This window comes from Asticcacaulis aquihabitans, assembly GCF_032490435.1.
Classification (GTDB): Bacteria; Pseudomonadota; Alphaproteobacteria; order Caulobacterales; family Caulobacteraceae; genus Asticcacaulis.
Window position 1 is genome coordinate 621827 of sequence record NZ_JAVGWM010000003.1, and the last position, 15463, is coordinate 637289.

The window sequence follows — 15463 nt, forward strand, 5'->3', positions numbered from 1 at the left end:
GGCGAAGAAGGATTTAAGCGCGGCCCCGGGCTTGCAAATGTCCGTTCACCCCCGAACCGGGCGTATCGTCCTGATACGTTTTGAGGCGTCGGGGCTGATGGACTCGCTATGTTTGAATTCGGCCGTGAACTGAGGCGTATCTTCCGTAACCAGGGGCGGATGGACGCCGACCCCAGCCTCTATGAACTGCTGAACCTGCAAATGCTGATCGCGCAGGGGCGTGAACTCGATATCGAGGGCGGGCGGGTGTCGACCAAGAACCGCTTCTCGCCGTACCTCGAAGCCTCTCAGGTGTGGCGCGAATATGCTCGGCGCACCGGTGATCCCGTTGCCCTGCGCCGCGCCGCCACGGCGGCTGAAAACGCTGGCAAGGAAGCACGCAATACGGTTGATGCCGCCATTGCCGCGCTTGAACAGGCCCAGACCTGCATCCTCAGCTATGATTTGTTCGAAACCGCTGAATTGCTGCCGTCCGCCGAGGACCTCTTGGCCGGTGGCCGCGCCGCCATCCAGGATGACGAGGCCTTGCGGGCCCGCTTCAACCGCGTCGAATCACAACTGGCGGCCCGTCTTGCGGTGAAACAGGGCATTAGCGAAGACCTTGAACTGGCCATGCTGGCCATGTCCCATATTGATCGTGCCGTTGAGCGCGCGGATAAACGCGTTCAGCGCAGCCATTCCAATGCCGATAAGATCGAAGCCGCCCAGGCGCGCTTTGAACGGGGAGACCTGCTCATGATGGTCGGCCTCGACCGATGCGACTCCACTCTGATGCTGGCGGTAATCAAGGACTTTCAGGCGTTGAAGGACCGTCTCGATGCGGCGTATGAGCCGGTTACCTATTCGCGCGTGTTGTTGCGATTGGCCATGGCCCATGTCTGGAAGGGCGAAATCGAAGGTCGCCCGGAAGTCATCAGCGAAGGCATTGCTCTCTTGTCCAGCGACGACGAGCCTGTCGATTTCGAACATTCACCGCTCGATTGGGTGGCGCACAAGCAGGCCCTGGCCATGGGGCTTCAGGCCTTGGGCGAGCTGACGCTCAGTGAAGAGGTATACGAAAAGGCAATGCAGATCTATGATCTGGCGCTGAAACGTCCGTTGCAAAAAGGCTTGGCCCTGCGTGGTCAGCTGATCAATAATCGCGCCGGGTGCCTGGCCAAACATGCTGAGATCAAGGGCGATATGCGCACGCTTGACAAGGCTGAGGCCGATTTCAAGGCGGAATTGCGTGTCTGCAAACCGGACGCCGACCCCGTGGGGTGGGCCATACTGCAAACCAATCTGGCGCGGCTTTATGTGGCGCGCGGTGATATTTCCGGCTTCATGATGGAACGGACCGAAGCGGCCTATGCGTTGGAAGCCGCCGTGGAAATCTTTGAAGAGCAGGGCGTAAAATCCCTGGCGCGGGCGGCCAAGGTTCAGCTTGACCGGGTTCGCGAAAAGGCATGAGGCACCGACCGTAAGATCGGTGCGGGGTGAATCTGGTCGGTGACGTTTAAACCGCATTGTCTCTTGATGTCATCCTGCGCGACCGTGCGCGGCATCTTCATCTGGAGTGACCTCATGGCCGATAATATAAAAGCGGGCGTTCAGCTGTCTACGACCGGATCGCCGTATGCAGTCGATACCCTGGTGGTGACCCCCGACGATATTGATCTGTCCAGATCGCCGCTTGCCGGGCAACTCGGCGTGGAAACTTACGTACTTGGCGCTTTCAATCCCGGCATGACGCGACTGCCCAATGGCAATCTCATTTTATTCGTCCGTGTCGCCGAAGCGTTGAAGACGCCGATCTTCGACGGACATGTTCATGCGATTCGGTGGGACGATTCCGGGCGTTATGTGCTGGATGCCTGGCCGCTGGAACTGGCCAATACGGCGGACCCGCGTAAATTCCTTTTGAATGGTGGCGGCTGGAAGGTTATGGCGCTTACCTCCCTGTCGTGGATATTGCCGGTCGAATTGACGCCAGACGGCCTGCATCGCGTGGCCATGCATTATGACAAGGTCATCGCGCCGCAGAACAGTCTGCAATGCTACGGCGTGGAGGATCCGCGCGTGTCGAAGGTCGGCGACCGATGGCTGATGACCACCTGTTCGGTATCTCCGGAGCGTCATTCCACCACGCTTTACAGTTCGGACAACGGGCTGGACTGGACTTTCGAGGACATCGTCCTGGATCATCAGAACAAGGACATGCTGATCTTTGAAGGGATTGTTGGCGGCGAATATTGGGCACAGACCCGGCCCTTGGGCGATCTGTATTTTGCCTATCCGCCGGGCAGTGAATGGCGTGCCGGTCCGTCGATAAATCTCGCCACGTCTCGCGATGGTCTATATTGGAAACCCTATCGCAAACCCGGTATTCGGCCTCATTCAGGCACGGTTGCCACAGCCCGCATCGGCGGCGGTACGCCTCCGATATTGACCGAGGACGGATGGCTCAGTCTGTGGCACGGCGTTGAACCGAAAGAGATTGTCGGTATCTACCGGACCTATTTTTCGATCATGGATAAAGACGACCCCAGCCATGTCATCCGTACACGGCATATACCGCTCCTTGAGGCCAATCCTGAACTAACGCGCCCGATTGAACATCAGATGTATATCCGCGACGTTGTCTTCACGACGGGCATAGCCGACGGTGGTGACCACTATGTCGTGGCTTCGGGTGAAGCAGACCTGGCGTGTCGGATTACCCATATCCCGAAATCGGTGTTTACCGACGAGGGCGCCCAGATAGCCTGAATGCACCGGTCAGGTCTGAGGTTTCAAGAGGTAGTGACCGACGCCCCATTCGCGCCCGCCGTCATGGCCCCAAAGCCCCGCTGTGGCCATGAAAAACAGCCGCCAGCGGCGACGCCATAGGCCGGCATCTTTGCCGTAGACGTTTTTCAGAATGGGTTCGATCTGGGCCTGATGATCATCGAAGTTTTCAAGCCAGTCCATGGCGGTGCGACGATAGTTTTCCCCTGACCAGCGCCATTCGTTTTCGACCGTAAACAAGTCCGGGAAGCGATGAGGCAGGTCGTGCGCCGGCATGATGCCGCCGGTAAAGAAATATTGCGCGATCCAGTCATTCTTATCCGTATGGTCGAAGCGATACGAATGGCTCTTATGGGTAAAGACATGCAAAAACAGTCGTCCGTCTGCCTCCAGCCAGCTGCGTGCCCGGCTGAGCAATTCGCGCCAGTTTGACATGTGTTCGAACATTTCGACACTAACAATACGGTCGAAATGTTCCGGTGTCGAAAAGATGTTCATGTCGGCGGTGATGACGGTCAGGTTCTTCAGCCCCCGCCGTTTGGCTTCAGCCGTAATATATTCGCGCTGGGAATGGGAGTTCGACACCGATGTGATGCGTGACCGCGGATAGGTCTTCGCCATATGCAGGGACAAGGAGCCCCATCCGCACCCCAGTTCCAAAACGGACTGGCCGTCATGCAGATCGGCGTGGCGACAGGTTTCGATAAGGGCCAGGGTTTCAGCTTCGTCCAAGGTCGTTGAATCATCCGTATACAGACAGCAGGAGTATTTCCGTTGCGCCCCCAGGATGTAGCCGAAAAATTCGTCAGGAATTTCATAATGTTGGGCGTTTGCCGCATCGGTTTGCACCGCTATAGGGTATTGGCTCATGCTGTCTGCGAACGCCGCCTCTTCCATGGCGCTGCCACGCATGTGACGTTTCGATCTGCCCACCAGGAAATCGATGGCCGCCAGGGTCAGGCCATCGGGCAGGGGGGCGCGTTCGGCAAGGGCAGTGGCGAGCTGGCTCATAACTTTTCCTTTTTGGGGGGTAACGGAAAGAAGGCGGAGGTGCGGGCCTGATAGGCGCGGAAAGCATCGCCGCGGGTCTGCAGCATGTGCGTTTCCAGCGGTGGAATGCCTGAGACGTGGACGAGCAGCCAGTACATCTGAAGCGGCGCCAGGCAGGCGACCAAACCCCATGGCAGATGCCACGCGACGATCGCCCAGCCAACCCAGCCCAGCCACTCGAAAAAATAGTTGGGATGGCGCGACCAGCGCCACAGGCCGATATCGGCCACGCCTCCCTTGTGCGTCTTGCCAAACGTCTTCAACTGGGCGTCGGCAACGGCTTCGCCGATCAGCGCAATCAAGACAACGGCCACGCCTATTATGTCGGTCACGCTCGGAAAAGGCGACGGGTTGAGGACGGCGAACCGGACGGCGACGACCAGGACATAGGCGCACAGAGCCTGCATCTGGAGCATCCAGAACAGGTACCACGGCCAGTCGCGCGGGTGGTCGCGCTTAATGGCGGCGTAACGCGGATCGTCTTCGCCCGAGTGGGTGCGTTGGGCGATGTGCACGCCTAGACGAATGGCCCACAGAGCGACGAGACCGGCCATAACGAGGCGGCGTGTCTCATTGGCGCCGTCGGCAGGTAGCAGCGCGGCGGCGATTCCCCCGAGCCCGACGGCGGCGGTCCAGATGGTATCGATCCAACCGCTTTTCTTGGTGACCAGCTGCACGGCCGTCGCAAACATCATGACGACGCTAACGCCGATGGCGAGACTGATCAGAACGAGGATGTTGGTCGATAGCTGCATGTCTCAGATACGGCAGCGGCCGTAATCTGGTTCACCGGTTGGCCCAATTGATCCGAAAATGGGTGGTCTGCGTACACCGAAGACATAGCCATTAGAGCATTCGTCGGCTCAGTTGAGCCGCCTCATAGCTCTAATTTTTTGTAACGCCTCATGTTTTCCCGAAAAGTGGGGTCCACCTTTCGGCATGAGGCTCTAGGAGAGTCCTATGAAGACGATAATTGTGATGGCCATCGCGGCCGTGGGGGTGGTATCGGCGCCTTTGGCTCAGGCGGACCGGGTAGAGCAAACCAATGCGGCATCCTCGCCGGAAGGCAACTGGTCACGTGGCGATGGCAAGGCCAAGGTCCGTATCGCGCCGTGCGGCGATGATTTGTGCGCGGTCAATACCTGGATCAAGACCGGCGTAAAGGACGAAAAGGTTGGCGACAAGCTGGTCATGACGGTGTCGCACAGTGGTGGTGGCCAATGGAGCGGCAAGGCCTATGATCCGCAACGCAAACTGACCTACCGCCTCAAGATGACGGTTGCGGCAGACACCATGAAGACGTCCGGTTGCGTACTGGGCGGGTTGATATGCAAAGGGGTTACGTGGAGCCGGATTTAACCGCTTTTGTGCGGGTTTTGTGCGGGCGCGGCCTTCTATATGCTAGGGGGAGCCAAGCTACGTAGGCGAAAAAAATTGTGACAGCGCTGTCATTTTTTGCTTGCGGTACCGCTAACAGTTTGCTATTGAAACCACCTAGGCTTTTTTCAAAGCCTTTGCCCTTCCTGGGCGTTTCCTCCCTGTAGACTTTAGGCCGGCGCTGACTAAGCCCGGCCTTTTTTTTGCCTGGAGCGGGAAGCTGGAACCGGGAGGCAGGGACGGCCCCAAAATGTGTCCTCACATTTGGTAAGCGCGCCGGCGCGCCGTGCACGTTTGCGCGCATATTTCTTGCGAAAACGGCTTAATCGCCATTATCGAAGCCCACAGAGATTAAGCGGCATGGCCTTCGGCGCGGCGCATGCGCCAGAACCGGATGGTGCGTTCGGCCGTTTCCTTGGGGAGGTCCTGATACAGCTTGCCATATTCCGCTGCCTTGCCCATGGCATTTTCCTGGTTGGCCAGCATGATCATGGCGTAGGTCAGGAACAGGGCTTTGTCGAGACCGGCGGCTTTACAGGCGATGGCCAGGGCATCGACCTCTTTCTTGTCGACCAGATGACGCGCGGTCAGAAAATCGAGATCGGCCATTTGCGACAGAGCGACCAGGAAGTAGGTCGGATTGGGGTCGCGCATGTATTTGGCCAGCAGTTGCGGCGTCAGGCGCGCACTCCGGCGCAAGGCCTCGACCTCGGCGAATATCTTTTCGTAGTCTTCGGGGAAGCTGCCATAGGCCACGGCGACCTTGTTGCGGCCTTTCGATAGAGCCAGTTCGAGGGCGGCGGGATCCAGCTTGTCATTTTCCTGCATAATGCGTTCGCGCAGCCGGGTTTCAACGACGAAATACATGTCGTTCATCAGGTCGACCGGCATGTCGCGGCGATTGACGACGACCTCGTGCAGGGCCGGATTAGCCTGGGCGCGCTGGACGACCTGTTCGTTGGAGGCCCGCGACAGGCGCGCACCATCGTTGCTGAGCAGGGTGTGCAAGGTGGTGTCGTCGCCGCGGTTAACAATGACGCCGGACACGCTTTCGGGAACCTCTTCGCGCTTGGAGACGGCGCGCATGTGATCCTGACCCTTGGTCGAGACGACGTGCAGCAAGTCGCTTTCGGACAAGGCCTTGGAGCGCGTCAGAATCTGTTCGGCGACCTCGATGTCGTCGGTCGCCAGGCGGCGAAGCAGACCCAATGGCGCCGCGCGCGCAGAGGCGATCGTATTAGCGATTTCGGCGCGAACGACGGTTTCCATATCGGCGGACAATTGGCTCATGACCGTGTCGTACAACGTCATTTCGGTGTCGCTGATCTCTTCCGGATGCGCCATGAAGATGTTGGTGACCTGACGCAAGAGCTCGCGTCGGCGGCCGCTCGACGGCTCCTTGGCCAGTTCGATCAAATTAATTAGCGAAGACGTTTGCACGCGCGACATGCGAGTTACCTTGGATTTGAGTCTGGCTGTTTTGGGGTGGAATCGGTGGAATCATGATCGTTGTTCGGGTCGCCACCTTCAACGGCATCGATGCCGCTAAGCCCCAGAAGGGCGCCGGTGGCGTCATGATCCACAGTAATCGGATCGGGTTTTATGCCGTATTGACGGTGCAGGCTGTAGAAGCGCGGTTCGTCGGATACACCTGTGGCGCGTTCGCCCGGAATGAAGACGTGATCGGTTTCCTGGGACGCCAATGAGGGCGTCGGTTCCGGCGGCGTCGGCTGGTCAGCGGACTTGCTCTTTGAGGCCGCCGGTTTGGATGGCCCGGGCTTCGATTCCGATTTGACTTCGGGCTTAGTGAGCGCGGCGACGCGCTCGGTCTGTTGTGCCTGAGCTTGGGCCTGGGTCTGTGTCTGCGCTTTGGCCTGGGCCGCGCGGGCAGAGTCGATACGCGCGGCATATTTGCTGGTGGCGGGTACCTGATAGGCACCGTTACGATCGGCAGGGACTGGTGCTGCGACGGGCGTCGGCGAGGCGGCCAGCACTGGAGCCGTTTGTGTTGTGGCCTCTGGCTTTGACGGTTCGACCTTGCGCGGCTGGCCTTTCAGCGCGGTGGCATCGGAAACGGCGGTAGTGGCCGGACTTGGCACGGGCGGCCCTTTAGGCGGCACGTGAGATGGAACGGACGGTTGTGGCGCGGGGAGGGGGCGCGATACGGCGAGTTGTTGTGTATGTGAGGTCGATGGCGGCACAGTAGCCGAGGTGGGCGGCGCCATACGGGCAACCGGGGTAGGTGCGTCGGCCATGCCCGGATCGTCGGCCAGTCCGGGGTCTTCCGGTTGTGGCGCCGCGACGACTTGCGGCGCGCGCGGCGTGGTCAAGGGAATGGGCGTCGATATGGACGCCACGCTATCGCCATGAACCGGCGCCTGAGGCATTGGCTGGTAAGACGGGCGATAAGACGGCTGATCGCCGGTTTGCGGCGGTCTTGGCATCTGGCTGGCGACCTGAGTGGCCTGTTCAGCGCCGTTTTTGTTAGGGCCCGCTTTGGTGGGCCAGCGCAGGCTGCGGGCAAAGGGATAGCCGACCTGCCCATAGGGTGACTCAGGCACCGGATAGCTGCCGTTTGAGGTATGAATGGCGTCGCTCGGGGGGGGCATGTGGCCGTTAATGCGCTGTCCGGACGTGTCTTGCTGTGGCTTGTTCGACCAGTTTAGGTAACCGCCTGCCGAAGCCGCCATCGAAGCCGTGCAGACGGCGGCAGACGTCAGGACGACGATGCCGATCGACAGGCTGCGGACGAAGCGGGAGGGGGAGGTCATGATTCTCGGACAGTAGGACTGGGTTGCAACGCCTTAACCCTAATCGACCGAGTTTAATTAAGGCCTAATATGTCCGGCTGTTTTGAAATATGCGTTATCTTTAGCCAGCCAAATTTCCAACCCTTGACGTGCTTAGCCAGCGAGACTTTCGCGCTTTTCTTCCAGCTCCAGCCACTCCATTTCGCCATTTTCGAGATCGGTACGCAGCGTTTCGAGCTTTTTCATGGTCGCATCGAAGCCTTTTGGGTCGCGGCTGTAGAGGGTCGGGTCTTCCAGTACCTTTTCCAGTCGAGCGATTTCGGCCTGCCATTGGGGCATCAGCTTGTCCAGGTCTTCCAGGCGCTTCTGGTCCTTGTAGCTTAGCTTTTTAGGGGCTGTTTTGACCGGTGATGGCGCGGAGGCTGCCGATTTCGCCTCGATCTTGGCGGCTTCCTTGCGCGAAATTTCCGCAAAGAAATCCGGGTTCTGGCGAATGAAGTCCTGCCAGCCGCCCGGCGTTTCCGCAGCGCCGCCCCGGCCGTTCAACGCTAAGGTAGAGGTCGCGAGCCGGTCGATGAAATCACGGTCGTGGGATACCAGAATCAGCGTGCCGTCGTAATCGGCCAGCATGTCTTCGAGCAGGTCGAGTGTATCCATGTCGAGATCGTTGGTCGGTTCGTCGAGGACAAGCAGGTTGGTCGCCCGGGCAAGCGCCCGCGCCAGTTGTAGCCGGTTGCGTTCCCCGCCCGACAGGGATTTCACCGGCTGGCGCAACTGTTTTTCGCGGAACAGGAAGTCCTTGGCGTAGGCCGCGACGTGACGTGGCTGGCCCTGTACCATGATGGAGTCTGAGCCGGAATTGGCCAACACGTCCCATAGGGTTTCCTCCCCTTTCAGGGCGTCGCGGCCCTGGTCGAGATAGGCGATTTCCAGGGCAGTACCGAGGCGGATATCACCGCTGTCGGCCGGCATTTCGCCCAGCAGCAGCTTGACGAGCGTCGATTTGCCGGCACCGTTGGGGCCGACGATGGCCAGCCGGTCGCCGCGCATGATACGCGTAGAAAAGTCTTTCAGCAGAACCTTGTCCCCGAACGACTTGGAAATGCCTTTGACCTCCGCCACCAGCTTGCCCGAGGTCGAACCCGAATCGATATTCATTTCCATCGGCCGGGTGGTCTGGCTCATGCGGAAGGCATGGTCGCGACGCATGTCGTCCAGACGGGCGGCGCGGCCTTCGTTGCGGGTACGCTGCGCGGTGATCGATCTGTAGAAGGTATAGGTTTCGCGCTCGATGGCCTTTTCCAGACGGCGCAGGCTTTCGGCCGTTTCTGCCTCCATCTTGGCCTGCCATTCGTCGAAACCGGCATAGCCTTCGTCACGACGCAGGATGCGGCGCTCGTACAGCCAGTAACAGCGCTGGGTCACGCGTTCCAGGAAGGTCCGGTCGTGGGAGACGATCAGGGCCGCGCCCCGGAAACCGCGCAGGCGGTCTTCAAGGGTTTCGATAGCGAAGATGTCGAGGTGGTTGGTTGGTTCGTCGAGAAAGATCAGGTCAGGATCTTCGGCGAAGGCCTTGGCCAGGGCAGCGCGGCGTTTTTCCCCGCCGGACATGCCGACGGTGGACTTGTGCGGATCGATGCTGAAGGCATAAAGCTCGGCTTCGGCGGTGTAATGTTCCGCACCGCCCGATGTCGCCCAGTCGAGTATGGTGTCACCAACGGGTTCCGGTTCTTGCAGCACGAAGGCGTAGCGCACGCCTTGCTGGACATTGCGTTCGCCGGAATCCGGTTCGATAAGGCCTGCCAACATGCGCATCAGGGTCGATTTCCCCGCGCCGTTGCGCCCGACCAGGCAGGCACGCACACCGCGTTCGAGTGCGATGTCGACACCGTCGAACAGGGGCGTGGGACCGTCCATCAGGCGGACGTCTTTCAGGGCGAGGAGCGGGGCTTTGGCAGGCGCTTTGGACATGCAGGGGGTGTAGTCGGCGCAGCGGGGATTTTCAAAGGGTTTTTCGAAGCAAAGTGCCAGGATGACCTTAGAAGAGCAGGAATCGGACGTGCAAACCGTTTCGGTTGCCTCTATATAGCCGCCGATGAACGATAATACCGCGCAAAAGCCCTTTTGGGAAACCAAGACCCTCGACCAGATGAACCCGCAGGAATGGGAAAGCCTGTGCGACGGCTGCGGCCTGTGTTGCCTGGTTCGTTTCGAGGACGAGGAGACCCTGGAAGTCATTCCGACACGGGTCCATTGCAAGCTGTTCGATCCAGACAGCTGTTCCTGCTCGAACTATGTCAAGCGCAAGAAATATGTGCCCGACTGCATCAAGCTGACGCCGGGCAATATCGAGGATTTGTTGTGGATGCCACTGAGCTGTGCCTATCGCCGGCTGCATGAGGGCAAGACCTTGCCCGCCTGGCATCACCTGATCACCGGCGACCGCGAAACCGTTCACCGGGCGGGCGTGTCAATCCGCGGGCAGACCGTATCGGAACTCGCCTTGGGTGACCCAGAAGAAGCCCTCGACTTCGCCGCCTGGGACCTGAACGAGGATCGCTCAGATTGGCCGGCCGAAGATATAGATGTCGAAGAACGCACCACGAAGCGGCCGGACTAAGGTTTGGAACGCAGAGTTACCTTATTAACTATTAATGAAGCCGCGCCAAATCCGGCTTTCGCCCTTACCGGATTTAGCTCACCAGTGTGGGTTATGAGCTTGAAAAAGGGCATGTCCATGAAACGCATCATTATTGCGGCGACCTTAGCGGCAAGCATCGGCCTGTCGGGTTGTGCCGGCTATTACGGCGGATACGATCGCGGCTATTATGCAGACAGTTACGACGTCTATTACGATAACTATTACGGCGATGTCCGCGATGGATATTGGAATGACGATGGCTGGTACTATTATCGCGACGCGCGCTCGCGTGACTATCGTCGCGATGAGGGGCGCCATTTCCGTCGTGACGCCTACAACGGATATCACCAGTGGAAGATGCATGATCGACGTGACAGAGGCCCGGACGGACGGCAGGACAGAGGGCAAAATCGCCATTATCGCGATCATTAATTGAAAGCGCTTCCATCGCTGTATCCAAAGGGGCTTGTGTCGCGCCGCGACTGGCCGCATAAAAGCTGGCAATAGTATTATATTGACTGGCGAGACGACTTTTGAGTGCAGGTAAACCGACGATTGATGATGTAGCGGCGCTGTCTGGGGTTGCGCGAGCGACAGTGTCGCGTGTGCTGAACGGCGGACCCAATGTGCGCGAAGAGGTCCGCCAGCGGGTCTTGAAGGCCGTGGATAAGCTTCAGTACAAGGTCAATATGCAGGCGCGCTTCCTGGCGGGCGGCAAGACCCAAGTGCTGGGTCTGGTCTATGCATCGGACCTGGATTCGGAGCCGAACTCCTTTTATCATTCCGGCTTGGAATTGGGAGCGCTTCGCGCTTGCGCCGAGGCTGGCTTTCAATTGCTCATGCACACGGTCAATCAGCATTCGTTGGGTAAGAACGAAAAAATCATCGATCAGTTGGTCGCGTCGCGTCGCTGCGATGGCCTGATCCTGACGCCGCCCTTCTCGGACGATACTCGCTTGCTGCGCGAACTCGATGCCCGCAACTGCCCGGTGGTATGCATATCTCCCGGGCTAGAGGCGCAGAAGCTGGCCTCCGGCGTCGGCATAGACGATGAAGTTGCGGGCTACGAGATGACTCGCTACATGCTGTCGCTAGGCCATAAAAGATTCGGTTTTATCAAAGGTTTGGAAGGGCATCTATCCGCCGAAGAACGCTATTCCGGATTTCGCCGCGCCATTGCGGAGGCGGGATTGGACGACGGTGATATCGTGGTAATGCGCGGCAACTTCACCTTCCGGTCGGGCGTTGAGATGACGGCCGCCATTCTGGCCAACGCGAATCAACCCAGCGCCTTGATCTGCGCCAATGACGACATGGCCGTCGGCGCCCTGTTTTCAGCGCACAAGGTTGGCCTGAATATCCCACAGGATTTGTCCATTGTCGGGTTCGACGACACGCCGGTGTCGGAAATCATCTGGCCGCCCCTGACCACCGTGCACCAGCCTTTGAAAACCATAGGCTATCGCGCGGTTGAAATGATTGTCGAAAAAATCAAGGCGAACAAGACGACCGGCCCTACACCGGCAAAATATACGGTCGTGCCGCACAAGGTGGTCATGCGTGAGTCCGCCTCCGCGCCAAGATGAACGGTCTGGCCCGCATCCGGCAATAGTTGTGGGCTCTTATCCCCACCTGAACTTGTTCCGAATTCCCTGAACGGTCCGTTGTCCTGAAACAAAATTGGGAGCGCTCTCATTTTCTGCGTCAGCGGAATGGAGGGGCATTTGAACATTAACTCCGTGTCATATTCATCACAACGACCAGACAATGGGGCTGTTTTAGGGGCATTTGTAACTGTTTTGACGCCGACTGCTTGACAGGATCATGCGCTCTGACGCAGAAATTGAGAGCGCTTCCAATTGCGGATCAACCGCAACTCAATAAGCACATAGATCTGACTGGGAGGATTTTAGATGAAATCTGTCAAACGGCGCGGCCATGCTGCGTCTATCAAAGCCGCATTGATGACGACCGCCGCCTGCGCTATCGCGATGGGCGGTTTCGCTGTTTCGGTCCACGCTCAGGAGGCCGCCAGCGCAGCGCCGGCCGAGGATTCGACCACCGTTGTCGTCACTGGCATCCGTCGTGGTCTCCAGGACTCGCTGGCTATCAAGAAGAAAAACACCTCGATCGTCGAAGCCGTGTCGGCCGAAGACATCGGCAAGCTGCCGGACGCCTCCATCGCGGAATCCCTGGCGCGTCTGCCGGGCCTGGCGGCGCAACGCGTCGGCGGCCGCTCACAGACCATCTCCATTCGGGGCTTGTCGGGTGATTTCTCGACCACCTTGCTGAACAACCGTATGCAGGTGTCCTCCGGCGACAACCGTGCGGCTGAATTCGACCAGTATCCATCGGAAATGGTTTCATCGGCCGTCGTCTATAAAACACCGGATGCCGGCATCACCGGCCAGGGGCTGTCGGGCACGGTCGTGCTCAACACGGTTCGTCCGCTCGATTATAAAAAGCGCGTCATCTCGGTCAACCTGCGCGGTTCGGTCAATACCAATGGTGAGGTCGTGCCGGGATATAGCGCCAATGGCAACCGTTTGAGCTTGGCCTATATTGATCAATTCTTCGACGGCAAGCTGGGCGTGGCCTTCTCCTACGCCCACCTCGACGATCCGTCGGAACTGCAACATTCCAAGAGCTGGTGGTGGGATAAGCAGGGCAACGATTCCATTACCGGCCAACCGCGCCTCGGCAATGCCGATGCGTTGGGTCTGCATGGTGTCGAAATCTGGTCAACGGCTCGCAAGCAGACGCGCGACGGCTACATGGCGGTGTTCGATTTCAAGCCGAACGACAATTTCCGTAGCGTCAACGACTTCTACTATTCTGTCTTCGATCAGAACGAAGTGACCCATGGGGCGGAGTGGTATCAGACCCAATGGACTGACGATATTCACTTCTCCAACGTCGTCCAGTCCGACCGCGGCGGCACGCCGGTCGTCCAAAAGGCGACGATCAGCGGTATTGCCCCGATCATTCGTAATGACAATAATCTGCGCCGCGATGAAATGTTCAGCTTCGGTTCGAACAACCGGTTCAACATCGGCGCCTGGCGTTCGGTGGTGGATTTCGGCTATTCGCGCTCGGTACGCAAGGAAAGCATTGCTGAAACCTATGCCGGCTATGGCACAAGTTCGACTCCGCTCACCCGGACGTTTGACACCATCAACGAAGACATCGCCTATGGCGACTTTCCGCAGCTGAGCCCGGGCCTCAACTACGCCGACGCCTCCAAGGTTTATCTCGGCGACGTCGCGCCGTGGGGTGGCTGGGGCCATGACGGCGCCATCCGCACGCCGAAGGTTACCGACCAGTTGGCGACACTACGTTTCAGCGGCGTGCACGACATCGACTGGTTCGGCTTCAAGAGTGTCGAACTGGGCGTCGATTACTCGCACCGCACCAAGAACAAGGGCGTGCAGGAATGGGACCTGTGCCTGAAAGGTTGGGATCAGGTCGCAAACGACTGTCACGGCACGCGTGTCGCGGTGGCGGCTGGCGACCTCCAGCAAGCCACGAACCTCGATTTTGCCGGCTTCGGCGGTGTCCTGTCCTACGATCTCGGCAACGTGGTCGGAAAATACTATGATCGTCGCGCCATCCTCAACGATGACAATCTGAACAAGTACTGGCAGGTCGACGAAGAACTGACCACCCTGTTCGCCAAGTTCAATATTGATACGGAAATTGGCGGCCACGGGCTGCGCGGAAACCTCGGCCTGCAATATGTCGGCGCCAAGCAAACCGCCGGCGGTTACGATATCTACCAGCATTCCAGTGGCACCAGCCCCTCGCTCGGCAACTGGGTCAAGACGGGCTCAAACTACGGCGATTTCCTGCCCAGCCTGAACCTGATCTACGACATCAATGACAGCTCGGTCTTCCGGTTCGCGATGAGCCGCGCCATGGCCCGTCCGCGCATGGACGACATGCGCGGAACGCGTAATGCCAGTGTGCCCTTGCCAGGCAGCGGGACCTCGACTTACGAGCCGCACTGGAGCGGTTCCGGCGGCAATCCCAAGCTCAAGCCTTGGATCGCCGATGGCGTCGATTTCTCGTACGAGCGCTATTTCAACAAGACCAGCTATATCGGCGTCGCCGTCTTCCAGAAGGTTCTGCGCACCTATATCCGTAATGTCACCGACCCGTATTTCGACTTCGCCGCCAATGGCTTTGTCAACTATACCGGTGCGACGCCCGTGGCCTGGCCCAACAGCCTTACCTATCCCGGCGGCGCTTCGGCCAATATCGGCCCGTTCACGCAACCGCAAAATGGCCATGGCGGCAATGTCAGCGGCCTGGAACTCAGCGGCGCGCTTGACGGCAGCCTGGTGTGGAGCAAGCTTAACGGCTTCGGGCTGATCGGCAGCTTCTCGCGTGGTTGGACCAACGTCCAGTCGGGCGATCCGATCGACCCCAGCAAGCTTCCGGGCTTCTCTGGAGACGTGGCCAGCGTTACCGGTTATTACGAAAAAGGCGGCTTCTCGGCACGCGTGAGCTACCGTTACCGTTCGGAATTCCTCGGCGAAACCTATGCGCTTTATGCCAATCGTGCCGTTACGCGCATCCTGGCCGACAAGCAGGTCGATGGTCAGATAAGCTATCAGATGCAGGACGGCCCGCTCAAGGGCGTTACCTTCCTGCTCCAAGGCTACAACCTTGCCAACTCCAACTATCAGACCCAACTGAAAGTGTCTGAAAACCGCGCCGCGGATGGCTCGTCCTTCCCGGAAAATTACGAAGAGTACGGCCGGACTATCCTGTTCGGCGTCAGCTACCGGTTCCAGTAAGTCCCGAGCTTCGGAACCTGGCGGTTCCCCGTATTTATTCGGGGGCCGCAACTGGCCATCCGGGAGGTTTGTCCTCCCTG

At 58.9% G+C, this 15463-nt stretch carries 12 protein-coding genes; 7 read left to right on the plus strand and 5 right to left on the minus strand.

Translation table 11 applies throughout. The features are described 5' to 3' along the window. The first annotated feature begins 108 nt into the window (after positions 1–108). Both RCJ00_RS13605 and RCJ00_RS13610 read left to right on the plus strand, forming a co-directional pair. Complete coding sequence (locus tag RCJ00_RS13605) at positions 109–1449, plus strand: hypothetical protein (protein WP_316222586.1); 1341 nt, start codon at positions 109–111, stop codon at positions 1447–1449. Positions 1450–1563: 114 nt separating this feature from the next. Then, positions 1564–2748, plus strand: a complete 1185-nt coding sequence (locus RCJ00_RS13610) for a glycoside hydrolase family 130 protein (RefSeq protein WP_316222587.1) — start codon at positions 1564–1566, stop codon at positions 2746–2748. A gap of 9 nt (positions 2749–2757) precedes the next feature. On the opposite strand, the gene RCJ00_RS13615 is transcribed toward RCJ00_RS13610, so the two are convergent. Then, a complete protein-coding gene (locus tag RCJ00_RS13615; protein ID WP_316222588.1) occupies positions 2758–3777 on the minus strand; it encodes an SAM-dependent methyltransferase in 1020 nt (339 codons plus the stop codon). Beyond that, a complete protein-coding gene (locus RCJ00_RS13620) occupies positions 3774–4571 on the minus strand; it encodes a DUF1295 domain-containing protein (RefSeq protein ID WP_316222589.1) in 798 nt (265 codons plus the stop codon). Before RCJ00_RS13620 ends, RCJ00_RS13615 begins: the two co-directional genes overlap by 4 nt. A gap of 205 nt (positions 4572–4776) precedes the next feature. On the opposite strand from RCJ00_RS13620, the gene RCJ00_RS13625 reads away from it, so the two are divergent. Next, a complete protein-coding gene (locus RCJ00_RS13625) occupies positions 4777–5175 on the plus strand; it encodes a DUF2147 domain-containing protein (protein WP_316222590.1) in 399 nt (132 codons plus the stop codon). Between the two features lie 369 nt (positions 5176–5544). Here the strand turns inward: RCJ00_RS13625 and RCJ00_RS13630 are convergent, their stop codons facing one another. The 3 genes from RCJ00_RS13630 to RCJ00_RS13640 form a co-directional block, all read right to left on the minus strand. Then, positions 5545–6642, minus strand: coding sequence for a DUF2336 domain-containing protein (locus RCJ00_RS13630; RefSeq protein ID WP_316222591.1), 1098 nt, complete (start codon positions 6640–6642; stop codon positions 5545–5547). Positions 6643–6647: 5 nt separating this feature from the next. Beyond that, the gene (locus tag RCJ00_RS13635) at positions 6648–7964 is read right to left on the minus strand and encodes a hypothetical protein (protein ID WP_316222593.1); all 1317 of its coding nucleotides are present in this window, start codon (positions 7962–7964) and stop codon (positions 6648–6650) included. Positions 7965–8096: 132 nt separating this feature from the next. Next, on the minus strand, positions 8097–9914 hold the full coding sequence (locus tag RCJ00_RS13640) for an ABC-F family ATP-binding cassette domain-containing protein (protein ID WP_316222595.1): 1818 nt from the start codon (positions 9912–9914) through the stop codon (positions 8097–8099). A 124-nt stretch (positions 9915–10038) separates the two neighbouring features. On the opposite strand from RCJ00_RS13640, the gene RCJ00_RS13645 reads away from it, so the two are divergent. The 4 genes from RCJ00_RS13645 to RCJ00_RS13660 all read left to right on the plus strand — a co-directional run bounded on the left by RCJ00_RS13645 (position 10039) and on the right by RCJ00_RS13660 (position 15383). Then, positions 10039–10563, plus strand: a complete 525-nt coding sequence (locus RCJ00_RS13645) for a YcgN family cysteine cluster protein (RefSeq protein ID WP_316222596.1) — start codon at positions 10039–10041, stop codon at positions 10561–10563. Between the two features lie 117 nt (positions 10564–10680). Further along, positions 10681–11016 (plus strand): hypothetical protein, encoded by a 336-nt coding sequence (locus tag RCJ00_RS13650; protein WP_316222597.1) that lies wholly within the window; start codon positions 10681–10683, stop codon positions 11014–11016. 101 nt (positions 11017–11117) lie between these two features. Further along, positions 11118–12170 (plus strand): LacI family DNA-binding transcriptional regulator, encoded by a 1053-nt coding sequence (locus RCJ00_RS13655; RefSeq protein WP_316222598.1) that lies wholly within the window; start codon positions 11118–11120, stop codon positions 12168–12170. 327 nt (positions 12171–12497) lie between these two features. Continuing rightward, on the plus strand, positions 12498–15383 hold the full coding sequence (locus RCJ00_RS13660; protein ID WP_316222599.1) for a TonB-dependent receptor: 2886 nt from the start codon (positions 12498–12500) through the stop codon (positions 15381–15383). Positions 15384–15463 lie beyond the last annotated feature (80 nt).